We start from the raw sequence: 22,920 nt of genomic DNA on the forward strand, positions 1-22,920 counted from the left end.
GCAGCGAATGCCGGCTGTGGCGACCAAACGAGCGCATTTTCGCCACGAAAACTGCGTTAACCAGCAGCTACCAACGCGACTTGGGGCGCTCAGAAGTCGTTTTGGCTCAAGCGATTCTTGGTCTATTAATTAACCGGACGGCGGCGCTCGCCGCGGGGAATTAAGGATTAGGGCTGATCTCGGGCGTGATTCGCCGACTGCGGCGGATCGCTTCGGGGCATGGTCAGGATGGCGGGAATCGTGTTCCCGGGGAACATGCTCGGACGGGAAGACCGAAGACCGCACTCGTCGAAGCCAGCATCAGAGAACGGCTCGTGGCCGGGGACTAAAGAATGCAGACACTGACATTCCTCTTCGCATTCATCGCCGTTCTGGCGCTGATCGGCGTGGCCGCATGGCTGGTTCGTCGCTTCGCCAACAACCGCCTCGGCGCCAACACCCAGCGCGGACGGATGCCGCGGCTTGCCGTGATCGACGCCGCCGCCGTGGACGGCCGCCGGCGCCTTGTGCTGGTTCGGCGCGACAATGTCGAGCACCTCCTGATGATCGGCGGTCCCAGCGACATCGTGGTCGAGCCCAACATCGTGCGCGCGATGCCCAACCGCGAGCAGATGGCGCCGCGTCCGGCGGTCACCGAGCAGCCGCCGCGGATTGCGCCGCTGCCCGATGCGGCCTGGAGCGAAGAGGCGGCAAGGTCCGATGTGCGATCGACCGACGGCTTCGATCATCCCGCCGAACCGCAGATGCCGGAGCCGCCGCCGCGCCCCGCGCGTCCCTCCTTCGCCGACGAACTCCGCCGCCCCGCCCCGCCGCCGATGCCGGAGCGTCGCGGCGATCCATTGACGGGCTTTGCGCCGGAATCGATCAGCGGCCGGCCCGAATCCGGTCCGCCGCGCCTGACCCGGTCTGAACCGCTGATGCCCCGGCCGCAGCGCGAGTTGGCCAAGGCACCGCCGGTCCGCGAGGCACCGCCAGTTCGTGAAGCACCGCCGGCCCGCGACCCAGCGTCAGTCCGCGAGGCACCGATAGCCCGCGAAGCACCGCCTATTCGTGAGGTGCTGCCCGTCCGCGAGGCACCGGCCCGCGCGCCGGAACGCGCAGCCGCGCAGCCGCCACCGCCACCTCCACCGCCGGCCCCCCCGCCTTCCAGTGCCGACCAGAATCTCGCCGAGATGGCGCAGCGGCTGGAAGCCGCCCTGCGCCGGCCGGCCGAACCTGTGGCGCCGCCGGTTGCGCCGGAAACGCCGCCGGCCCGTACCGCCCGGAGCGAGCCTGCCGCTCCCGCTCCGCCCACCCCCGCTCCGCAGAAGAGCGGCTTCGAAAATCTCGAAGACGAGATGGCGTCCCTGCTAGGCCGGCCGAAGAACCCTTCGTGAGGCCGGCGACTTCTCCGCGTAGAGTTTTATTTTTCTTAATCCTGACCGCCGCCGGATCGCTCGCCGATCCGGCGCTGGCGCAGGATATCAGCATCAATCTCGGCCAGGGCGGCGGCGGCGTCACCGAGCGCGCGATCCAGTTGATCGCGCTGTTGACGGTGCTGTCGATCGCGCCATCGATCCTGATCATGATGACGTCGTTCACGCGGATCGTCGTCGTGCTGTCGCTGCTGCGCACCGCGCTTGGTACTGCGACGGCCCCACCCAACTCCGTGATCATTGCGCTCGCAATGTTCCTGACCGCGTTCGTGATGGGCCCCGTCCTGCAGAGGTCCTATGACGACGGCATCAAGCCTCTGGTCGCCAACCAGATCGGCGTCGAGGAAGCACTGCAAAAGGCTTCGGTGCCGCTGCGCGGCTTCATGCAGAAGAACGTCCGCGAAAAGGATCTGAAGCTGTTTGTGGACCTCTCGGGTGAGCCGCCGCCGGCCACACCGGAAGATCTCTCGCTGCGGATTCTGGTCCCGGCCTTCATGATCTCCGAACTGAAGCGCGCCTTCGAGATCGGCTTCCTGCTGTTCCTTCCCTTCCTGATTATCGACCTCGTGGTTGCATCCGTCCTGATGTCAATGGGTATGATGATGCTGCCGCCGGTCGTCGTGTCTTTGCCGTTTAAGTTAATCTTTTTCGTACTGGTGGACGGCTGGACGCTGGTCGCGGGCAGCTTGGTACAGAGCTACGGCGCTAGTTAGCGGCGAATTCCGCTGGTTTCACAACCGAATAGGTCAATATTCATTACGTATTTGCAGCGGAGTTTCCGAGCGAATTTAAGCTGAGATTAGTTCCTTCGTGCACAATGGCTGCCAGGGAACAGACATACAAACGCATCACCGGGTCAGACGATGGCAGGCCAGCCGATCGGCGAGATGGACGTCGAATACGCCACGACGATTGCGGACCGGGCTATTCGGTTGATGTCGCAGCAGTCCGTTCCTGCCACCCCGTCCAATTTTGCCGTCTGGTTCGAGTATTCGCTCGGCAGCTCGCTGGCGCTGCGAAAGACCATCGACATCCTGATCGCGGGCAAGCGCAAGTTCGACGCTGCGACCAACCACGAGCTCTATATTACCTATGTGGCGCCGCAGTCCGCAGCCGACCCGCTGGGTGACCTGCCCGAGCAGCTGAGCGGCCTGATCGCCACCGCCCAGCAATTCCTCAACACCGCCGTCACCGACAACCAGACCCACATCAAGGCGCTCGGCGAGGTGTCTTCCGAAGCCGCCACCAGCGATCCCCGGACGATCATTTCAAAGCTGGTTGACGAATTGTCAAAGGCGACGGCGCGGGCCGCGACGCTGGAGGCGAACTTCGCCGCCACGTCCGAGGAGCTCGACAGCATCCGCGACTCCCTGAAGGCGGCCGAGCAGCGCTCCAACACCGATGCGCTGACCGGACTGGCCAACCGGCACTCGATGGATGAATTTCTCCGCCTCGCCCAGATCGCTGCGATGGAAAAGGACGAGGCGCTCAGCGTCTTCCTGATCGACATCGATCACTTCAAGAAATTCAACGACGATTACGGCCATCAGGTCGGCGATCAGGTGCTTCGGCTTGTGGCCAAGGTGCTGCAGGAAGGCGTTCGCGAAGTCGATCTGGCAGCCCGCTACGGCGGCGAGGAATTGATCGCGGTGCTGCCGGGCGCCGATCTCGAGGCTTGTACGTCGGTCGCCGAGCGCATTCGCCGCCGCATTGCCGAAGCGAAGCTGACCCGCCGCGCAACCGGCAAGGAAATCGGAAGCATCACGGTTTCGATCGGGGTGTCGCAATTCCGTCTCGCCGAATCGGCCGAGGCCATGATCGAGCGTTGCGACCGCGGGCTGTATCAAGCCAAGCGGCTCGGCCGCAACCGCACGGTAACGGAAACCGAACTCGAGCCCGAGGCCGGCGCGGCCTAGAGCTTCAATCGCCAGCGGAAGAAAGGCCGCAATGCCTCTCGGGCGCGGAACTAATGCCGCAATTCCGGCTTATCGTAGACGCCCTACAGCCGGGAGTGTTTCCATGAAATTCGCAGGGATGATTATGGCCGCCACCGCGGCCCTTAGCATCGCCAGTACGTCGGTTCTTGCCCAGCAAACGCGGACCGGAATGGTGACCCGAATAGACCGTATCAGCGGCACGATCACGATCAAGGATATGCCTGATGGCACCACCGGCGCGAATGCCGGCGCCGCGAGCGAAGAATTCAAGATCCAGGATGGCGCGCGGCTGAATGTGCTGCACGCCGGCGACAGGGTCACTTTCGCTATTAGCGATACGGCGGGCACCAAGACCATCACCAAGATCGATAAGGCGGACGCCGTCACCAAGATCGACAAGAAGTGAGGCGATCACGAAGCGGCATCCCGCTTCGTGAGTGTCGCTTCGATTGGAGAACAGCGAGGCCCGGAGTGCCCTTAGCAAGCTGCCGTTTCTTCGAAACGTCAATCTTGCTGGGGGAGTCCGGGCCTCGTAACTAGCGCGGCGACGTGCGCTCGAGCGAAGCGCGGATTTCGGCAACCGTCTCGTCGCAATATTCGTTCAATTTCTGGAAGCGCTGCTGCAGCGCCCGCAGTTTCCCGGCGCGTTTGGCCGGCCCTTCCCGATCAATATTGAATCTGTCGGCCGGCGATGGGCGGGAGGCCGCAGCGTCTACGGCGGCAAGCGCCGATCGCATCGATGTGTCGTGACCGTTGCTGGAAGACATTGCACGCCTTACAAACTGAAGTCCGGCCGGATTGGGTCCGGTCGAATTTTCCGTGTGGTCGCGCGCTGGTGCTCCGACTTTGCACCCTGCAGTGTGTTGTTTGGATGCCCGGTCGGGGTCGATTTGGTGGCAAAAGATGGACGCCCCGCCGCGAACGTGCCGCCATCCTCGTATTCTTACGGACTCCGATTTCCACGATTAAGATGCAATCAGAAGCCAGCTTCACCGATGCATTCATTTATTGCTCAGCGATTCGTTCATATGTCCGTACCGCATTCAGAAACCGGTCTGCCGCCGCGCTGCGAAGCTTGCGGGATAGGCACGGTCCGGATCGGAAAGCTGCCCAGGATCGGACTGCGCCCGCTCGTGTACGTATACAAGTGCGATGCCTGCAACCAGATCACATCGGTCGAGCCGGAGCGGAAGGAAGAAGCGCTACGCAGCCGCTCGGGCTCGACGCGGCGGCCTCGGCGCTAGTCAAGATAGATAGCCCGCAAAAACACGGCTTCCCCACGCGCCGGACAGGGTTTCTTCCCGGCCATGCCGCATGTAAAGCTTCGGCCAAACTTCGCGTAAAGAAGAGGCAGGGGCATGTCCGAGGGTTTCATTGACGAACTGCACAACGCGCTCGGCAAGGGCGCAGTGCTGTCAGGCACCGACATCGACGCGCGCTATCATCACGACATCGCTGGCAATCCGGTTCCGAAACCGCGCGCGGTGGTGCGCCCGAAAACGACGGAAGATGTCTCCGTGTTGCTGCGGCTCTGTCATCGCGACGGCGTGCCCGTGACGACGCAGGGCGGCATGACCGGGCTGGTGCGCGGCGCGCTGCCGAATGCGGACGAAATCGTGCTGTCGATGGAGCGCATGAACAGCGTCGAAGAGGTCGATGCTTCTGCCGGCGTCGCCATCGCGCAAGCCGGCACGCCGCTGCAAAAGCTGCAGGAACGGGTCGAGCAGGACGGGTTGATGTTTCCGCTCGATCTCGGCGCGCGCGGCAGTTGCACCATCGGCGGCAACATCTCGACCAATGCGGGCGGCAACCGCGTCATACGCTACGGCATGACGCGTGAATTGATCCTCGGCCTCGAAGTCGTCACCGCCGACGGCACCGTGCTCAAGGGCCTGCGCAAATACATCAAGAACAACACCGGCATCGACTTGAAGCAGCTTTTCATCGGCAGCGAAGGCATCCTCGGCGTCGTGACGCGCGCCGCGCTGCGCGTCTTTCCCGCGCCGGCGGAGCGGCAGGTTGCGCTGTGTGCCCTGCCCTCGTTCGGACAAGTCACGGCTTTCCTGAGGATGGCGAGGCAAAGTCTCGGCGGCGAATTGACCGCCTTCGAGGTGATGTGGAATGCCTACTACCGCCTCACCGTCGAGCGCGTGAAGGGCGTGGCCGGGCCGCTGCCAACGCATCACCCGTTCTACGTTCTGCTGGAGGCTTCCGGCAGCGACGCGGAACGTATCCATGCCGATCTCGAAAAGCTGCTCGAGATGGCGATGGGTGACAATCTGATCCTCGACGCCACGCTCTCGACCTCGAATGCATCCGCTGCCGCGATCTGGCGCATCCGCGATTCCAGCGTGGAGCTTGGCCGCAGCTTCCCTTACGCCGCGAGGATGGGGTTCGATGTCAGTCTCGCCATCGACAGGATGGAAGAATATGCGGATACGCTTGATGCACGAGTCAAAGCGATCGATCCGCTCGCCTTCACCGTCGTGATGGGACACGTCGGCGACGGCAATTTGCATCCCAGCGTGTATCACGAACATACGCCTGACAAGCACGATGAGTTCGAGAAGTTGGTCTACGACCTCACGGGCGAATTCGGCGGCTCGATCTCGGCCGAACATGGCATCGGCATTCTGAAGCGGCCCTACCTGAAAATGAGCCGCACCGAAGAGGAAATCGAAACCATGCGCACGCTCAAGCGCGCGCTCGACCCGAAGAACATCCTGAACCCCGGGCGAATTTTTACGGTGTGAGGGGCCAGGTTGAACTGGACGTTCGCGACCGCCCCTCACTCCCTAAAATCGTACTGCTTGCAGAGGTGGTCGCCGATCTGAACCAGCATGGCGACGCATTCGGGATAGCCGGGCTTGGCGATCGTGGCGTCGTCAGCCTTGGCGCGGAATTCCCAGCTATCGCCGTCGCGGATCACCAATATCTCGATGCCGTCGGGACAATCGACATGGACCTTCAATTCGGCTCGCGCCATCGCAATGAGTTCGGCTTCGGTTTTGGCGGGCTTGCTCATCGTGAAGGCGTCCTCCAGCAGATTGTTTGCCCGCAGGGTGCCGCTTTGACGCGCATCTGTCGAGGGGTGACACGAGGAGGCGATAGGACACACGGACGCAGTCGCGGCTGTGCGGCCGTCGTCGAGTCCAACGAAGCCCGCGTTATTGCGCCGCGCTAGCCGGCCGAGCTTCGGCGATAACCCGCAGCGAAGCGGCCTGGTCCACGGCCAGCCCCGAGCCGGTCGTGACCGGGTCCATGAGCGGTGGCTGCAATTTCTGGACGTGCTTGGTGAAGATCCTGACGACCTGTCCCTTCACGCAGGGTCCTTTGTCGAAAATATCGGATGCGATTCCCTCGACAGCATCCCGCAGGGCCAAAAATTGCGCCTGCCGCGCCATGCTCTCAGTCCCCTTGACACCACCGAGCACGTCCATCGCGGCGTCGCTGATCTGGCACTCGACCGTATCGGCGTCATTCAGCATGGTGAACCTGAACGCCAGGCGTTCGTTGTCGTGTCCTATGATTCGGTCCCGGGTCAGTGGCATCGGACGGCTAGCTAGAGACGATTGCATGGAGCGCCGGAGCGGCGCTGACGTCTTCCCTAATGCGTCAACTGGTCAAAAATTGGCCGAACCTGCGGCCAAATCCGCCTACTTCGACTGCTTCGTCAGATCGATCCGCCTCACGCCGGCGATCGCCGGCAAGGCGCCGGTATGGACCGGCTCATTCCCCGACATACCCGGCGACAGCGGCGCGCGGGCGGTTGCGTCCGGGAAGCGGTTCTTCATTTCGCGGATGAAGCCGTCGAGCGTATCTACGCTGGCGGCCATCTTGGCGATCAGCGAGAATTCGGCACTGTTGGAGGCGGCCGGCTTGCTCGCGGTATCGAACGCGAACCGGTCGGCCTCGCCGGTCATCAGGGGCGCGTATTTCTCGCGGAAACGGGCCAGGCCGATCGCGTCCTCGGCCAGCGCATAGCCGACCACGGCGCGGACGATGTCGCTCTTCTCGGCGGCGTTCAGCGGTCTGAAATCGCGCCAGCGGTCGGCAAAATACAGTTCGATCTGTTCGGAAGCTTCCCGCCACTGCCGCGACGCCCAATAGATGTCCGAGCGCAGGCGGATCGCTTCGCGTCCGCTGATGTTGGAGATGATGTCGAGCGCGAGGTCGTGGCGCCCGACATCGCTTTGCGCGCGGGCCTCGAGGAGCAGGCGCTGCTGCCGCAATTCGCCTGAGAGATCGGAGATCCGCGTCAGGCGCAGCGTCGTGATCGCCCGGTCGGGCTTGCGGTTCATCAGGTAGACCATGGCCAGGCGCGCCGCCACCTGCGCGCGCGCGGCGCCCTCCAGGCGCTTGTCGACCTGATACTGCAGCAGTTCCGCGGCCTGGTCGAGCAGATCGATGGAGGCGAGCCGGTCCGCCAGCCGCCGGATCATTTCGTCGCCGCGCCGGCCGATCGGGGTCAATTCGCGATACTCATAGAACATCGCGAGCGCATCGACCGGCTTCATGTCGTCGCCCTTCTGGCCGAGATAGATTTCGGTGAACAGCGCGGACGCGGCATCCTGGCCCTGCCGCGACAATTCGGAGTTGGGCTGCAGCTTGGTTGCGGTCTTGGCGGCGGCGAGCGCCTCGGCATAACGTCCGTTTTCCGAGTAGAGCTGGGTCAGCTTGTTCAACGCCTTCAACTCGATCGCGTCGCCGCGCCAGGTGACCGACAATATTTCCAGTTCGCGCGTCAGCTCGGCCTGGCCGAGTTCGCCGCGCCGGTGCCGCAGGAGGGCCTGCAGCAGCCTCGCCTCAGCCGACGCCTGCCGGTCGCTGGACTGCGCCGCAAACCTGTAGGCGTCGAGCGCGTCCTTGTCGTGCCCCAGCGCCTCCGCCAGACGCCCGCGCAGCACTGCGATCTCGGGCTTCATCTCGGTGGGAATTCCGATCACCTCAAGTTCGCTGCGCCGCCGCGAGGCCCCGCCATAATCCTTCACCTCGAGCGAGGCCCGCATCGCATCCGCAGTGACGATGCGCTGCAGTTCCAGCGGCAGCGCGGCAATCGAGAATTCGGCGTTCTTGAACTTTTCACGCGCGTCGGCCCATTTTTCCTGGCGGGCGAACGCGAACCCTTTCCACAATTGGGAATCGTAGCCGTTGCCGATCGCCGGACTGGCAAGATCCTTGAGCGCGCGCTCGGGATGGCCGATCAGGATGCTGGCGACCGCATGCACCATTATCACGGCGGCATCTTCATTGCCCTGATTGGTGTCGGAAAGGATGAGGTTGGTAACCCCTCTCGCTTCCTGATACATGCCGCGCGACATGTAGAAATTGGCAAGCTCGAGCCGGGCTTGGTTCTTTTGCTCAGGCCCCGCTGCGCCCGCGGCCTTGATCAGCGCATCCAGCCGCGGCAGAAATTTCTCTTCCCGGTTCTTGCGCCATTCATTGGCGTCGAACAGCGGCCTCACCGCCGCGGTGGCGCGTTCGGCCGCGACGTCGGCGGACGACAGCGTCAATCCGCCGGGCCGGCCGAGCATCACCTTGTCGGCGCCGACCTCGGCGCTGATATCGTCGGAATTCGGATGCACCACCACGCCATGCACGGATTCCAGGAGCGACAGCTCGACGAAATCCTGCCGCTTGATCAGGCCGCGGGTCGGCGGCGGCGCGGTCACGACCAGTAGCGTATCGCCGGCGTCGGGATCGACCAGCCGATGCATCGCGCCGGGATTGGCCAGCGGCACGGTGACGCTGGCGAGCGCTGGATCGGTGATGTTGCGCAGCACCGTCAGCGGCAGCGGCGGCGTCTGGCCGCGGTCGGCGAAGATCAGCGTCCACTCGGCGCCGTTGGCGCGGCCTTCGCTTTCAAGCGAAGGAATCTGCGGCCGGTTGAGGCGGATACGGATCGCCTGCCCCTTGTCCAGCGGCAGCCGAACCACGTCGCCGATGATGGCGCCGCCTTTGGCGCGGATCGGTTCGATATCGACCGGTTTGGTCTGGTCGAACACCAGCCACACCGTATCGGCACGGCGGAACAGCGCCGCCGGGGTCGGCGCGGCAAAGGAGAACGTCACGCGCAGGCCGTCGCTGTCACGCCTCGCCTCGACGGTGGGGGTCTTGTCCTTGGCACTGCTTTCCGGCGGAGGACCGGACGCCGGCGTTGTCGCTGCCTTCGGCGGCTCCGCAAAAGGTGGCGCCTGCCCGGGTGCGACGGGTTTCGGCGCTTCCGCGACGGCGGCCTGGACCTGATCTGGCTGCGCCACTCTCGCAGTTTCCACCGCTGCCTGCGGCTTTTCCGGTGCGGCCGCCATTTTCTCGGGCGCGGGAATAGCGTTGCCATTGGCCGGCGGCGCCTTTTCGACGGCAGGCATTGCCGCCTCCGTCGGTGGCGGCGCGTCGCGCACCTGCGCGGGCTTGATCTCGATTTTGGCCTGTTCGGCAATCATCTCCGACGTGGCCGGTGGAATCTCCGCCGGCTGCGGCGGGGGCAAATCCTTCAGAGCCTTGTCGCGTGACATCCGCGAGGCAGGCCTGGGCTTGGCCGGCGGCGCGACCGGCTTGGCCACAGCCTGCGGCTCGGCCAAAGCGGACTTTTCCGGCTGCTGGAAGCCGACATCGATCACATAGTTCTTCTCCTCGCGGAACGAATGCACGTCGACCTCGCCGATCAGCACGATGTCGACTGCGGAAGAGTCGACATCGGCCCGCTGATTGATCGAGGCGATGTTCGGCGGCGCCGCCACCTTCGCATCCGCCAGATCGAAATTGAGCACGCTGTTGAACTGCAGCGTCAGCTTCTGCTCGTTCAGCACCGACGAGACGTTGACGCCATCCGGCATCTCGAACACGAAGCGGACGAAGGTCGGCTGCACCGAGGCGCGGACACGCACCGGCGGCCTCTTCTTCGCGGCTGCCACCGCCATCTGCGCGCGCAGCGCCCGCTCGGCAGCCCGCGCCCGCTCCGCCAGTTCGCGCACGACCGCGGCAGGAAGCGCGGGCGGTGGACCGGTCCAGCTATCGGGCAGGAAGTCGACGAAAATCCGCTCCCCCGCCGTCATCGTATTGACGGTTGCCCGCCGCGCCAGTGACAGCCGGATCGCCGTACCGTCGGGATCGCGCCGCGCCGAGCCGACAAAATCGGGCACTGCGTCCGACAATTTGTCGACGGGAATGTCCACCGGGCGCTTGAAGCGGATGATGATGATCGAACCGGCGGTCGAAACGTCGGATTCGACGTCTTCCGCCAGCCTCAACACCAGCCGCGCGAAGCCGCCTGCGGAGGTGAACGTCGCCTCCCCCCGGACGGGGTCGTCGGCCCGGCAGGCTTGCGAGAACGTCAGACCGGCGAATAACAAAGCAACAGCAAGGGGCTGGCCGAGATAATTAAGGCAACGCTGCGCCGCCCGCGCCAATGCGCGGCCCGGCGATCCAGTTTCAGCGGCAGCCCTTCGCCCCATCCAAAAGATCTCATGCCTCAATGAATTCAGCGGCGAAGCGCTCTCGCCCGCACGTTTGAATCTTGGATTGGGCGGCTTAAGGCTTTGTTAACGTCAACTTATTGATTTCGTTGAAGGGGCGGTCGGACGCTGGGTTGAGCCCTTCTGAGGTACCCAGTAAGCGCCACAGGCCCTAGGCCAACCGGCTATTGCCATGGCGTCGTCCCGCGCCATGATCTGGATCATTAATCTTACGACGGATGGAACTAACATCAGCCATCCCGTCTTAGGGAAACAATGGACCCGGGACGCGGGGCCGGCAGTCAACCAACGCCCCCGGGTCGCCAAACCTGCCTCAGGCAGTCAATTCGGAGTGCGTGAAATGGCAACCCAGATCGTGATGGATCGTACTGGCGACACCCGGCATACATTCGACATCCATGATCGTGCGGAGGTCGAAAAGGCCGAGCGGCGGTTCAGGGATTTGACCGGCGCAGGATTCACGGCAGCGGTACGATCCGGGCCCGGCGAGCCACGGGTGATCCGCTCCTTCGATCCGACGGCGGAGGAAACGCTGTTTTATCCGCGTCTCGTTGGCGGCTGACGGCTGTGACCCAGCAGATCGCGCTTGCGATATGCTCGTTCGTCCTCGCTTTGCTCGGCACGGCGCTGCTTTCGGCGCTTTCGCTGGTGGTGGCGCGATCCGGTTCCGGCAGCAAGACGTTCCGCTTCGAAACCGAGGCGAGAGCCCTCACGCTCTTGAAGGAGTGGCTCTCGCCGAAGCAGCGCGCCTCTTACGAGCGATTCCGATATTTCGACGTCATCGGCAGCCAAACCGGGACGCGGTATCGGATTCATCATGGCACGCAGACGAACATAGAAGAACTCAGCGACACCGGTCACCACGTCTGCAAATGGTGCTTTGTTCCGGATGGCGATCTCGTCGCGGGCGATGTCATGCTGGCGCAGAAGATCGCCCTTGAAACCAACGAGCGTGGCGCTCTTTCGGTGGCCCACCGCTCATTCGTTTCATCGGGGCCGCGCAGGTTCTGACCGGGTTAGCGCCGATGCGCTTTGCCGATCTGTCGGCATCCCGCATCAATTGGGCTTTTGCGGCAGGATCTTGCCTTCGATCTTCGGCAGTTCGGCCGTGGAGGTGGATTTATCGGTGCCGGCGCGGCGGGCCAGTTCGACCGTCAGCCGCTCGGCCGCTTCCGGCTGCATCAAGCCCAGAATGTCCGACATCTTCCGTGGCGCGATCTGGGAAGCGATTTCGTAGAGTACGGACATCTCCAGCCGGTCGAACACCTTGGCGGCGTCCTTCGGCTTCATGCCCTCATACATGGTGATGATGCCCTTGAAGCGGGCGGCGTCCTGTTCGGACTTCTGCCCGCTCGCGGTTGAGATCCGCGCCTCGGTGGCTTTCATTTCATCGACGCGGCCCTCGATGCGCTTCTCGGCGGATTTCAACAGGCTCTCGCGAATTTCGATTTCACGCGCCCGCTGCTCCAGTTCCTGGCGCCGCGCCTGCAGCCGTTCAAGGATGGCGCGCTCCGACGCCGACACCGATTGCGGGTTCTGGTCGGGAAACACAACGACGCCGTCGTGCTTCGGCGCCTCGGTAGCGGGCGCGGCCGGCTTTGGCGCCTCTTCTTTTTTCTCTTCCTTCTTGACCGAACCAGTGATGTCGGCGGTGTCTGCCCTCGAGCCGCCGGGGAAGCCTAGATTGTCCTGCGCCCAGGAGCGCTTGGCAGGCTGGCTGATCTGATAATCGAACACGTATCCGCCATCGATCACGAGGCCGGCAACCTTCAGCACTGCAAGGCCGAAGATCGCGACCAGCACGACCGGAATGACACGGATATCGCGAAACGACTTCATGCGGCGAGGCCACTCGCCCTTCGGCGCTCGGAGAATGCTTCCGCTGCTGCGGCAACCGCCTTGGCGCTGGAGACCTTGGGCGGCGCTGCGGGTTCGGCCTCCTGCGAGGGCCGCGCCGCGATCGCGATCTTGGACAGCCGGCGAATGACGCCGTCGCCCTCGGCGAGCATGTTCTTCAGATGCCCCGCCATCTGCGTCGCCGCGGTGAGCTGACTGCCGAGATTTTCGTTGACGTCGCGCACGGTGTGCTTGAGGCCGCCGATCGCCCGCTCGGCGATTTCGGTCGCGGTGATCAGTTCGGCGATCGTGGCCTTTAGCGAGTGCTCGTCCGCCTTCAGCCGCTTCAACCGCTTGTTGAGCAGCATGCAGTAACCGATCGTGAGCACCAGCAGCACCGCCACCAGACTCTCGATTACAATGCCAAGGGAATGACTCATTGTGCCTCCATCAACTTGGTTTGCTCGTCGGCCTTCTCGAACATCGCGAAGGTGGTATTGGGTTTGCGCAATTGCTTGGTGACGCGGATGGCGACGCGGTCGCCGACCCGGCCCATTCGCCCCTCGGTCAGCGTGACGTTGCCGCAGCGGACCGACACCAGTGCGTCGGGACGCATCTCCAGCGGCAAGGTATCGCCGACCTTCAGCTTCATCAGGTGCTTGAGCGGAATGTCGGCTTCATAGAGCACGGCATCGACCGATATCTCGGCCTGCGCCACCTCAGTCGCGAAGTGTCCTTCCCAGATCGGATCACGGCCGAACTTTTCGCCCATGAACATCTGCAGCAGAACCGGGCGGATCGGCTCGATGGTCGCATAGGGCAGCAGCAGTTCGATATTGCCGCCGCGGTCTTCCATGTCGATCCGCAACCGCACCAGGATCGCGGCATTGGCGGGCCTCGAGATCGCGGCGAAGCGCGGATTGGTTTCCAGCCGGTCGATCGAGAACGTCACCGGCGACAGCGGCCGGAACGCCTGTTCGGCATCCGCGAGCACCACCTCGACCAGCCGCTTGACCAGATTGGTTTCGATCGTGGTGTAGGGCCGGCCTTCGATGCGCAGCGAGGTCTGGCCGCGCCGGCCGCCGAGCAGCACGTCGATGATCGAATAGATCAGGCTGGAATCGACCGTCGCCAGGCCGAAATTTTCCCACTCCTCGGCCTTGAACACGCTGAGCACGGCCGGCAGCGGAATTGAATTCATGTAGTCGCCGAAGCGGACCGAGGTGATGCGGTCGAGCGAGACTTCGACATTGTCGGAGGTGAAGTTGCGCAAGCTCGTGGTCATCAGCCGCACCAGGCGGTCGAACACGATTTCGAGCATCGGCAGACGCTCGTAGGACACCATCGCGGAATCGATGATGGCGCGAATGCCGGAATGGTCGTCGAGATTAACGTCGCCGACAGTGAAGCCGAGCAGATTGTCGATTTCTTCCTGCGACAGAACCCGCTCGCCGGAATTCTTGTTGCCGAACTCACGGCCGCCATCCTCGACCATGGCCGCCCATTGCAGCGCCATGCTCTCGGAGAGTTCGTTGGCGGCAGCTTCTTCCGCCGCCGCCGCGGGGTCCTCGGAATCCAGCGACGCTTCCCATTGCGCGGCAATGGCGTCCTGGTCCATCTGGTCTTGATTGACGGCCATGATGCTAGATCCGCCCCATCACTGCACGACGATTTCCTTGAACAGCACGGCGCTCACCTGCTGCGGCGCCACCGCGCTGTTGACCCGCTTGGTCAGTTCTTCCTTGAGGCGGAATAGCCCGGCCGAACCGTTGATGTCGGAGGGACGCAATTCGCGCAGGTAGGTCTGGAACAGGTCTGTCACCCGGGGCAGGCTCGGCTTGATCGCCTCGACCTGCTTCTCTTCCTTGATCTCGAGCACGACCTTGACGCGGAGATATTGCACCCGCTCGCCGGGGGCGCCGACCAGGTTGACCATCATGTCGGGTACTTCGACGAAGGAAGGTGGCTTCGGCGGCGGCGCTTCGGCGTGCTTCTCCTCGCCATGGCCGCGCATCAGGAAGAACCAGCCCGCGCCGACGCCGAGGATGGCGACGAATCCGGCGACCGCAATGATCAGCTTGAGCTTGCCCTTTTTCGCCGATGCGGCTTCTGCGCCGTCTGCGCCTTCCGCCTGCTCGTTGTCAGCCATTGCCCCGCCCGCTTCGATTCCGACAAACGAACGCGGTTGCCACCAGCCTGGGTAACGATGCCCCCACAACGCGAAACAAAAGCCGCCAGCGCACACGCGCTCTCCATACCTGCAACGCTAGGGTAATAATGGTTAACGGAACCTTTCCATTCGCGTCCAAGTAGGAAAAATCTGCCGGGCAAACATGGTCAACAAGACCTTTCTGCCGCCCCCGCCGCGCTCCGAAAATATCCTAACCCATTAACAATTCAGCACTTCCCGACTTGGCACGGCTTTCGCTGAGTAACTGGCGTGACCTGCCGGCTTGGGAGAGCCCAAAGGTTACGACGGATCCGGACCACGGGCTTGGGAGAGCCAGTCTTCGGATCAATCAAGGGGAGAACCACCGATGGAGAATATGCTTCTCGTCGGACTATCGCGGAAGATGACGCTGGAACGACAGTTGGACGTCGTTGCCAACAACGTCGCCAATATCAACACGACGGGTTTCAAGGCAGACCGGTCGCTGTTCGAGGAATATCTGCGCTCACCGGCGCATGAAGATAATTTCATGCGTGCCGACCGCCGCGTTTCGTTCGTCCATGACCGCGCCACCTTCCACGATTTTGCCGCCGGCCCCTCCGAGCACACCAAGAACCCGCTCGACATTGCGATCGACGGCAAGGCCTTCCTGGTGGTGCAGACGGCCGCCGGCGAGCGCTACACCCGCGACGGCGGCCTGCACATCAACAACCAGGGCCAGCTTGTGACCGCCAGCGGCGATCCGGTGCTGGGCAATTCCGGCCCGATCGTGTTTCAGCCGACCGACAAGCAGATCAACATCGCAGCCGACGGCAACATCACCGTGCTCGAGGGCACCGGCACCACCGACTCGATTCGCGGCAAGCTGCGGCTAGTCTCCTTTGCCGACCCGCAAAAGCTCGTGAAGGAAGGCGGCAACCTCTATTCCGCGGGCCAGGGCATCGCGCCCCAACCCGACACCACCTCGCGGGTGAACCAGGGCTACATCGAGAAGTCGAACGTCAATTCGGTCCACGAAATGAGCCGGCTCATCGAGATCACGCGCACCTACACGCAGATCTCGGCGATGCTGCAACAGCAGCACGACTTGCACCGGACCGCCGTCGAGAAACTCGCCGACGTTCCGGCATAACGCTCAAGGAATAGATCGATGCGCGCACTCTACACAGCAGCGACCGGCATGGCGGCACAGGAACTCAACGTTCAGGTGATCTCCAACAACATCGCCAATATGCGCACCACCGGCTACAAGAAGCAGCGGGCTGCGTTTCAGGATTTGATCTACGACCATGTACGCCGCGTCGGCGCGCAGGCCTCCGACCAGGGCACCATCCTGCCCGTCGGTGTCGACATCGGCGGCGGCGTCAAGACCGTCGGCACGCCGCGCCTGATGGGCCAGGGCACGCTGTCGCCGACCGGCAACGATCTCGACATTGCGATCCGCGGCGAAGGTTTCTTCAAGATCCAGGTGCCCGACGGCACCTATGCCTATACCCGCGACGGCTCGTTCATGATGGATGCGCAAGGCCGCGTCGTCACCGCCCAAGGCAACCCGGTCCAGCCGACAATCAACATCCCGCAGAATTCCTCGGCGATCACCATCAACGCGCAGGGTCAGGTCACCGTGATGCTGCCCGGCTCGACCACGCCGACGCTGGTCGGCCAGATCGGCCTGACGCGCTTCATCAACAAAGCCGGTCTCAACCCGATCGGCGACAATCTGTTCACGGACACCCCGGCCTCCGGCACGCCGCAGGACGGCGTCGCCAACACCGACGGCTTTGGCGACATGCAGCAGGGCAACCTCGAACAGGCCAACGTCGAGGTAGTGACCGAAATCTCCGACCTGATCGCCGCCCAGCGTGCCTATGAGATGAATGCGAAGGTCGTCAGCGCAGCCGACCAGATGCTGCAGTCCACCTCCAACATGTTCCGCTAAAGGACTGGTCATGATCGCTCGCGCCCTCCTCCTGGCCACAGCGCTGATCGCCGCATCGAGCGCGCCCGCGGTCGCACAGACCCAAGACGCTTTCGCGAACCGCAACGTGATCGTCGCGCCCGTGCTGCGCGCCAATGTGCAGGTGTCGGGAGATCTGGTGCGGATCGGCGACGTCATCGACAATGCCGGCAGCGCTGCGCAGATCGCGATCTACCGCGCGCCGGATCTGGGCACCACCGGCTCGCTGCCGGTGGCGCAGGTGCTCAACACCCTTCGCGCCCATCATGTGATCGGCGTCGACACCCGTGATCTCAGGGAAATCTCGGTGACGCGGCTGGCCCGCACGCTCGAACGCAAGGACATCGAGCTGCAGGTCGCGCGCGCGCTGGAGCGCCGCAATGGCCTCGGCGACGCGGCCAACCTGGCGCTGACCTTCGACCGCGATCCCGGCGACGTCCGGCTGGATTCCGGCTTCAGCGGCAGCCCGCAGGCGACGATCGTGCGTTACGACAACCGCAACGGCCGATTCGACGTCACGCTTGAAATCACCAATGAGAATGGCACGGCGCCGGTCAAGCTGCGTTTCACCGGCACGGCGATCGAGACCGTCGAAGCCGCGGTGCTGACGCGTAATATCGAGCGCAATGAAATCCTGAAATCATCCGACGTGGTGGTCGAGCGCCGCCCGAAGGCGGAAGTCGGCACGGATGCCGCCACGCGCGATCGCGCCGTGGGCATGCAGGCGCGCCGCCAGCTCCGCGCCGCCCAGGCGATCAAGACCGCCGATCTCGCCAAGCCTGATCTGGTGCAGCGCGACCAGAACGTCACGCTGATCTACGAGACGACCGGAATCTATCTCACCATGCGCGGCAAGGCGCTGGACAACGGCACCGAGGGCGACGTCGTCAGCGTCATGAACCTGCAGTCGAAGCGCACGGTGTCCGGCACCGTGATCGGCCGCGGCCAGGTTTCGATTACGCCGGTGGCGGCCCGTCCGGCGCAAACCAGCGACGCCGCCTCCTCGCTCAGCCCTGCCGCTCCCGTCGCGGTCGCCACCGTCAGTTCGCCAGTCGCTCCAAAAGCCGAGTAATGTAAATGTCAGTTCCCCGTCTCAACCGCATCATCCTCACCGGCGCCATGCTGTCGCTGGCCGCCGCCGCGAGCGGTTGTTCCTCGATCGACCGTCTCTCCCAGATCGGCGAGAAGCCGAAGCTGACGGAGATCGAAAACCCGACCACGCAGCCCGGCTACAAGCCGGTGCAGATGCCGATGCCCAAGCCGGAGCAGGCCTCCTACAATGCCAACTCGCTGTGGCGGAACGGCTCACGCGCATTCTTCAAGGATCAGCGCGCGGCACGGATCGGCGATTTGCTGACGGTGACCGTCAACATCACCGACAAGGCCAACCTGTCCAACGAGACCCAGCGCAGCCGCTCCGCCAAGGAAGACTCCGGTATCACCGACTTCATCGGATCCCAGACGATCACGCAGGCAAACAAGATCCTGCCCGGCAAGATTCTGACCACGGATTCGACGTCATCGAGCGACGGCAAGGGATCGGTCAATCGCCAGGAGTCGCTGACCACCAACGTCGCCGCCGTGGTAACGCAGGTGCTGCCGAACGGCAATCTCGTGGTCGAAGGCAAGCAGGAGATCCGCGTCAACTTCGAAATCCGCGAGCTGATTGTCGCCGGCATCGTCCGCCCCGAAGATATCCAGAGCGACAACACCATCGATTCCACCAAGATCGCGCAGGCCCGCATCGCTTATGGCGGCCGCGGCCAGATCACCGACGTGCAGCAACCCCGCTACGGCCAGCAGGTGATGGACGTGCTGCTGCCGTTCTAGTTTTCAATTCCGAGCTCCCACATCTCGTCGCGAACCTAGGCGCGACGGAGATGTTCAACGCGGCCCTCGCCAGCTCCCCTGGCGAGGGCCGCGGTCGTTTCGCCGGAGCCATCAACTCAAGCTCGCCACCGCCGGGCGACACGCGTTCGTCGTCCTCGTGCGACGCCCGCCCGCATAGGAACTGAAGCTTCCGCCCCGCGTTCCTCAGAGCACCAACCTCCGAGGGAGCCGACCATGAGCCGCGGAATGCCATCGATGACTGCCCTTCTCGGGCTGCTCGCCATTGCCGGATATCAGAACCGCGACAAACTGGCAGAACTTCTCAAGGGCGTTGGCAGCGGCCAACCGAATGCAGGCGCCGGACAGCAGCCGCTGGGCGGCTTGCTGGGCAATCTGAGCGGGATATTGGGCGGCGCCGGGGTTGGCGGCCTCCTCAGCGGCGGGATCGGCGAACTACTCGACAGGTTCCAGCAAAACGGCCAGGGCGACAAAGCTGAATCCTGGATCAATCAGGGCCCGAACAAGGATGTCTCGCCGCCGGAATTGAAGCAGGCGATCGGCTCCGACGTTCTGGCACAACTCGAACAGCAGACCGGACTGTCGCAGGAGGAGATCCTGGCAAGATTGTCGCGCGAGCTTCCGGCAGCCGTCGACAAATACACGCCGGACGGCCGTTTGCCCGCAGCATGAATTGATAACGGGATGTCGGGGCAATCAGGAAGGGAGCATCGAGATGGGCATACTTTGGACAATCATCATTGGTTTCATTGCCGGCGTGATTGCCAAGTTCATGATGCCTGGAGACAACGAGCCCTCAGGCTTCATTCTCACCACCATACTGGGCATCGTCGGCGCCTTCGTGGCGACTTATCTCGGCCAAGCGCTCGGATGGTACAGCCCCGGAGAAGGCGCGGGTCTGATCGGTGCGGTAGTCGGCGCCATCATTGTGCTCTTTGTCTACGGTCTCTTCGCCGGCCGGCAACGGCGATCGATCTAAAGAGCTGGACTTATGGTCTGCGTCGGGCCTGGATCGGTGGCGGCGAGATTCTTCGTCCCCTTGCCAAGCTGGACGCCACGCGATGCTCGGAGCGGAGTTAAGCGCCGCTCGCCACTACAGGCGCGCCAACGCAGGTTGCCGAACGGCACATCGCTCGTTCAAAAATCCGGCGCTTCCTCAGCGATCCGCTTCTGGTGGCGCCAATGCTGCCATATGGCCAGCCCGACCGAGGTCGCCGCCGCCAGCAATAGCAGGCCGGAAATCGGCCGCGTCAGGAAGAGCCAGGGATTCGCGTCGGTCATGATCGCACGCACAAGGTTGATCTCGATCTGGTCGCCGAGAATCAGGCCGAGGATCAGGGGCGCTAGCGGAAAGCCGAGCTTGACCAGCACGTAACCGACGACGCCGAACAGTAGCAGCACGTAGACGCTCTGCATGGTGTTGTTAAGCGCGTAGGCGCCGACGACGCAGAGTACGAGCACGACCGGCGCCAGCACCGCCATCGGCACCGACGTCACGCGCAGCATCAGCGGCATCAGCGCGAGGCAGATCAGCAGCATGCAGGGGTGCGCCAGGATGTAGGCGGCATAGATGCCATAGGCGATATCAGGGTTTTGCGAGATGAACAGCGGTCCCGACTGAATGCCGTGGATCGTCATCGCGCCCAGCATCACGGCGGTGACGGCGTCACCGGGGATGCCGAACGCCATGATGGTCATCAGCGAACCGCTGACATTGGCGTTGTTCGAGGCTTCCGAAGCGATGATGCCCTCGGGATGGCCCTTGCCAAAACGATCCGGCGTTTTCGAGAATTTTTTGGCCTGGTCATAGGCCATGACGCTCGATGCGCTGCCGCCGATGGCAGGCAGGATTCCGATGATCAGTCCGACGATCGTTGCCCACGCGAGCAGGAACGGTTGCTTGAAGATTTCCAGGTTCACCTTGAGATGCGAGAAGCGTTCGAGCTTGACCCCGACCAGCGATTCCGCCGCTTGGCCGCGGGGCGAATTCAGCTTCTCCAGATCGGTCATGATCTGCGCGAAAGCGAAAATGCCGATCAGCACGGGGAGGAACGGAAAGCCGCCGCCGATGAACGCCGAGCCGAATGTAAAGCGCGGCACGCTGCCGATCGGATCGTGGCCGACCACTGTTATCAACAACCCGATGGCAGTCGAGATCAGTCCCTTGAGGAGCGAGGATTCGCTGAGACCCGCTACCATCGCCATGGCGAGCACGAACAGCGAGAAGTATTCCCATGGTCCGAATTCCAGCGCGATCGCCGCAAGCGGCCCGGTGAGGAACACCAGGAACAAGGCGCCGAGCAGGCCGCCCCAGACCGAAGCCCAGACGCCGAGCCAGATGGCGCGGCCCGGCTCGCCGTTGCGCGCCATTGGAAAGCCGTCGAACGTGGTGGCGATCGAAGAAGGCGAGCCGGGGATACCAAGCAGACAGCAGGCGATGAGGCCGCCGGTCGATCCGCCGACATAGACGCCGGTCATCGCCGCCAGGCCCGCCAGCGGATCGAGCCCGTAGGTGAACGGCAGCACCACGATGACCGTCATGGTGATGGTGACGCCCGGCAGAGAGCCGCCGATCACGCCGATGAATGTGCCGGCAAACAGCGGCAATAGATATTTCCACTGGGCAATGTTGATGAGGCCGTTCCAGAGTAAATCGAGCATCAGAAGCCCGTCCAGGCGCCGCGTGGCAGCAGCACCAGCAGGTATCGTTCGAAAACGAAGTAGCTCACCATGGCGGTGCCGAGCGCGATCGCGGCGAGTACACCCCATTGCCGCGCCGTTTGCGGCCTGCCCAATGCGGCCTGCAGCGCGCCGACGAACAAGACCGTGGCGACGCGAAATCCCACGAGCGGCAGCAGCACCACATAGGCACCGACGATCGCGAATGCGATCACGACCAGGCGATAACTTCGTCGCGGCGCGTCGCCCGCGCAGGCCGGCGCGCAGCGCTTCAGGAGGTCCTGCAGGACCAGAAGCGCGCTCGCGGCTGCCAGCAACGACAGCACGATGGCGGGGTAAAAGCCCGGTCCGACCGGAACGATAGGAAGGGACGGAAGCTGGAACGACTTGACGAGGAGGAACAGGCTGACCGCGAACAGGATCAGACCGGTAATTCCATCGCGGCCGATACTCATTTTTTGATCAGGCCGAGATCGGTCATGATAACCTTGTTCTCATTGTCGATCTTGGCGAGGAACTGCGCATAGTCGTTGGCATTGAGGAACGCCACGCGGGTGCCCTGCAGCTTCATCGCCTGGGCGAAGCTCGGCTCCCTGGTCGCCTTGGTGCAGGCGTCCTCGAGCTTGGCGCGCAACGGCGCCGGCGTTCCCTTAGGGACGAAGATGCCGCGCGCCACTTCGTACACGATGTTCATGCCGAGTTCCTTGAGCGTCGGCACGTCGGGCGCTTCCGGGTCGCGCTTCTCGCTTGCGATCGCGATGTAGCGCAGCACGCCGGCTTCGACCTTACCCTTCTGCGTCAGGTTGGAGTCTGTGAGGTTGACGTGGCCACCGAGCAGCGCGTTCATCCGCGGAGCCAGGCCGTCATATGACACGAACTTGAATTTCACGCCGGCCGCCTTCTCGATCATTGCCGGGAAGATATGGCTGGTCGAGCCGAGCGTGGCGCCGACCGTGATCTCGCCCGGCCGCCTCTTGGCGTCGTCGGCGAGCTCCTGCCAGTTCTTCCAGGGCGTTTTGGCGCTCGCGGTCAGCACCGAGGGCGTCGCTGAGACCAAGCAGATCGGCTCGAAGTCGCTGTATTTGACGTCACTGATGCCCGCGTAGAACGTCAGATGAATATAGTCGTGCACCGCGTAGACGGTGTAGCCATCGGGCGCCGCAGCCTTGGCCTCGCGCGCGCCGGTGGTGCCGGATACGCCGCTGACATTGGCGACGACCACGGGTTGGCCGATGTGCTTCTGAAGTTCGGCGGCGAACGGCCGAAAGATATTGTCGGTATCGCCGCCCGCGGCCCATGGCACGATCATCTTGATGGGGCGGTCGGGATATTGCGCCATCGCCGGCGCCGCCGATAAAGCAGCCAGCACCCCGGTCAGCGCGGCAGCGCCGGCCATCGTCACCAACGTCCTTGCCATCCGTCGTCTCCCGGTGTCGTCTCTCGTGGGCCTTTCAGGCTCTTTAGAGGATAATAACAGCCGAGCCCCGCAGGGGAAAGCCCTGCGGCGGCTCGCAACCCCGCTACGGCCAGCAGGTGAGGACGTGCTGCTGCCGTTCTAGTTTTCAATTCCGAGCTCCCACATCTCGTTACGACCCGACCCTAG

The 22,920-nt window shown here is 63.5% G+C and carries 24 protein-coding genes; 13 read left to right on the plus strand and 11 right to left on the minus strand.

Features of this window, described 5'->3' with window-relative positions; translation table 11 throughout:
* Positions 1–332 precede the first annotated feature (332 nt).
* From ACH79_RS40500 to ACH79_RS40515, 4 genes are all read left to right on the plus strand, one after another.
* Positions 333–1,376 carry a flagellar biosynthetic protein FliO gene (locus tag ACH79_RS40500; protein WP_161855740.1) on the plus strand — a complete coding sequence of 348 codons (1,044 nt, stop codon included), beginning with the start codon at positions 333–335 and terminating at the stop codon, positions 1,374–1,376.
* Positions 1,373–2,128 (plus strand): flagellar type III secretion system pore protein FliP, encoded by a 756-nt coding sequence (fliP, locus tag ACH79_RS40505; protein ID WP_161855741.1) that lies wholly within the window; start codon positions 1,373–1,375, stop codon positions 2,126–2,128. The genes ACH79_RS40500 and fliP overlap by 4 nt, the downstream gene beginning before the upstream one ends.
* A gap of 222 nt (positions 2,129–2,350) precedes the next feature.
* Entirely contained in the window at positions 2,351–3,331 is a 981-nt protein-coding gene (locus ACH79_RS40510; RefSeq protein WP_161856819.1) for a GGDEF domain-containing protein, read from the plus strand.
* 124 nt (positions 3,332–3,455) lie between these two features.
* On the plus strand, positions 3,456–3,758 hold the full coding sequence (locus ACH79_RS40515) for a copper-binding protein (RefSeq protein ID WP_246738329.1): 303 nt from the start codon (positions 3,456–3,458) through the stop codon (positions 3,756–3,758).
* A 130-nt stretch (positions 3,759–3,888) separates the two neighbouring features.
* Here the strand turns inward: ACH79_RS40515 and ACH79_RS40520 are convergent, their stop codons facing one another.
* Complete coding sequence (locus ACH79_RS40520; RefSeq protein ID WP_161855743.1) at positions 3,889–4,089, minus strand: hypothetical protein; 201 nt, start codon at positions 4,087–4,089, stop codon at positions 3,889–3,891.
* Positions 4,090–4,710: 621 nt separating this feature from the next.
* Between ACH79_RS40520 and ACH79_RS40525 the strand changes: the two genes are divergently transcribed.
* A complete protein-coding gene (locus tag ACH79_RS40525; RefSeq protein WP_161855744.1) occupies positions 4,711–6,105 on the plus strand; it encodes an FAD-binding oxidoreductase in 1,395 nt (464 codons plus the stop codon).
* 35 nt (positions 6,106–6,140) lie between these two features.
* Here the strand turns inward: ACH79_RS40525 and ACH79_RS40530 are convergent, their stop codons facing one another.
* From ACH79_RS40530 to ACH79_RS40540, 3 genes are all read right to left on the minus strand, one after another.
* Positions 6,141–6,377, minus strand: a complete 237-nt coding sequence (locus ACH79_RS40530) for a hypothetical protein (protein ID WP_161855745.1) — start codon at positions 6,375–6,377, stop codon at positions 6,141–6,143.
* Positions 6,378–6,519: 142 nt separating this feature from the next.
* Positions 6,520–6,840, minus strand: coding sequence for a hypothetical protein (locus tag ACH79_RS40535; RefSeq protein WP_246738330.1), 321 nt, complete (start codon positions 6,838–6,840; stop codon positions 6,520–6,522).
* 168 nt (positions 6,841–7,008) lie between these two features.
* A complete protein-coding gene (locus tag ACH79_RS40540; RefSeq protein WP_161855747.1) occupies positions 7,009–10,806 on the minus strand; it encodes a tetratricopeptide repeat protein in 3,798 nt (1,265 codons plus the stop codon).
* Positions 10,807–11,167: 361 nt separating this feature from the next.
* Between ACH79_RS40540 and ACH79_RS40545 the strand changes: the two genes are divergently transcribed.
* Both ACH79_RS40545 and ACH79_RS40550 read left to right on the plus strand, forming a co-directional pair.
* Positions 11,168–11,389, plus strand: a complete 222-nt coding sequence (locus tag ACH79_RS40545) for a hypothetical protein (RefSeq protein ID WP_161855748.1) — start codon at positions 11,168–11,170, stop codon at positions 11,387–11,389.
* 5 nt (positions 11,390–11,394) lie between these two features.
* Positions 11,395–11,838, plus strand: coding sequence for a hypothetical protein (locus ACH79_RS40550; RefSeq protein ID WP_246738331.1), 444 nt, complete (start codon positions 11,395–11,397; stop codon positions 11,836–11,838).
* A 45-nt stretch (positions 11,839–11,883) separates the two neighbouring features.
* Here the strand turns inward: ACH79_RS40550 and ACH79_RS40555 are convergent, their stop codons facing one another.
* Genes ACH79_RS40555 through fliL form a run of 4 tightly spaced genes read right to left on the minus strand, consistent with a single transcriptional unit; the run spans position 11,884 to position 14,812 of the window.
* On the minus strand, positions 11,884–12,666 hold the full coding sequence (locus ACH79_RS40555; protein ID WP_161855749.1) for a MotE family protein: 783 nt from the start codon (positions 12,664–12,666) through the stop codon (positions 11,884–11,886).
* A complete protein-coding gene (locus tag ACH79_RS40560; RefSeq protein WP_161855750.1) occupies positions 12,663–13,103 on the minus strand; it encodes a DUF6468 domain-containing protein in 441 nt (146 codons plus the stop codon). The genes ACH79_RS40555 and ACH79_RS40560 overlap by 4 nt, the downstream gene beginning before the upstream one ends.
* Complete coding sequence (gene fliM / locus ACH79_RS40565) at positions 13,100–14,302, minus strand: flagellar motor switch protein FliM (RefSeq protein ID WP_161855751.1); 1,203 nt, start codon at positions 14,300–14,302, stop codon at positions 13,100–13,102. The genes ACH79_RS40560 and fliM overlap by 4 nt, the downstream gene beginning before the upstream one ends.
* 18 nt (positions 14,303–14,320) lie before the next feature.
* A complete protein-coding gene (gene fliL, locus ACH79_RS40570; RefSeq protein WP_161855752.1) occupies positions 14,321–14,812 on the minus strand; it encodes a flagellar basal body-associated protein FliL in 492 nt (163 codons plus the stop codon).
* A 388-nt stretch (positions 14,813–15,200) separates the two neighbouring features.
* Between fliL and flgF the strand changes: the two genes are divergently transcribed.
* From flgF to ACH79_RS40600, 6 genes are all read left to right on the plus strand, one after another.
* A complete protein-coding gene (gene flgF / locus ACH79_RS40575) occupies positions 15,201–15,965 on the plus strand; it encodes a flagellar basal-body rod protein FlgF (protein ID WP_161855753.1) in 765 nt (254 codons plus the stop codon).
* An 18-nt stretch (positions 15,966–15,983) separates the two neighbouring features.
* Positions 15,984–16,772 carry a flagellar basal-body rod protein FlgG gene (gene flgG, locus ACH79_RS40580; protein ID WP_161855754.1) on the plus strand — a complete coding sequence of 263 codons (789 nt, stop codon included), beginning with the start codon at positions 15,984–15,986 and terminating at the stop codon, positions 16,770–16,772.
* Positions 16,773–16,782: 10 nt separating this feature from the next.
* Positions 16,783–17,862, plus strand: a complete 1,080-nt coding sequence (gene flgA / locus ACH79_RS40585) for a flagellar basal body P-ring formation chaperone FlgA (protein WP_161855755.1) — start codon at positions 16,783–16,785, stop codon at positions 17,860–17,862.
* Between the two features lie 5 nt (positions 17,863–17,867).
* Positions 17,868–18,620: a flagellar basal body L-ring protein FlgH gene (gene flgH / locus ACH79_RS40590; RefSeq protein WP_161855756.1), complete on the plus strand. Its 753-nt coding sequence runs from the start codon at positions 17,868–17,870 to the stop codon at positions 18,618–18,620.
* A 234-nt stretch (positions 18,621–18,854) separates the two neighbouring features.
* Positions 18,855–19,310 carry a YidB family protein gene (locus ACH79_RS40595; protein WP_161855757.1) on the plus strand — a complete coding sequence of 152 codons (456 nt, stop codon included), beginning with the start codon at positions 18,855–18,857 and terminating at the stop codon, positions 19,308–19,310.
* 43 nt (positions 19,311–19,353) lie between these two features.
* The gene (locus ACH79_RS40600) at positions 19,354–19,617 is read left to right on the plus strand and encodes a GlsB/YeaQ/YmgE family stress response membrane protein (protein ID WP_161855758.1); all 264 of its coding nucleotides are present in this window, start codon (positions 19,354–19,356) and stop codon (positions 19,615–19,617) included.
* A 158-nt stretch (positions 19,618–19,775) separates the two neighbouring features.
* Here the strand turns inward: ACH79_RS40600 and ACH79_RS40605 are convergent, their stop codons facing one another.
* From ACH79_RS40605 to ACH79_RS40615, 3 genes are read right to left on the minus strand one after another with little or no spacing between them, the layout of a single operon-like run.
* On the minus strand, positions 19,776–21,299 hold the full coding sequence (locus tag ACH79_RS40605) for a tripartite tricarboxylate transporter permease (RefSeq protein ID WP_161855759.1): 1,524 nt from the start codon (positions 21,297–21,299) through the stop codon (positions 19,776–19,778).
* On the minus strand, positions 21,299–21,772 hold the full coding sequence (locus ACH79_RS40610) for a tripartite tricarboxylate transporter TctB family protein (RefSeq protein WP_161855760.1): 474 nt from the start codon (positions 21,770–21,772) through the stop codon (positions 21,299–21,301). The genes ACH79_RS40605 and ACH79_RS40610 overlap by 1 nt, the downstream gene beginning before the upstream one ends.
* Positions 21,769–22,734, minus strand: a complete 966-nt coding sequence (locus tag ACH79_RS40615) for a tripartite tricarboxylate transporter substrate binding protein (protein WP_161855761.1) — start codon at positions 22,732–22,734, stop codon at positions 21,769–21,771. Before ACH79_RS40615 ends, ACH79_RS40610 begins: the two co-directional genes overlap by 4 nt.
* Positions 22,735–22,920 lie beyond the last annotated feature (186 nt).

Origin of the sequence: Bradyrhizobium sp. CCBAU 051011 (assembly GCF_009930815.1) — a bacterium.
Classification (GTDB): Bacteria; Pseudomonadota; Alphaproteobacteria; order Rhizobiales; family Xanthobacteraceae; genus Bradyrhizobium.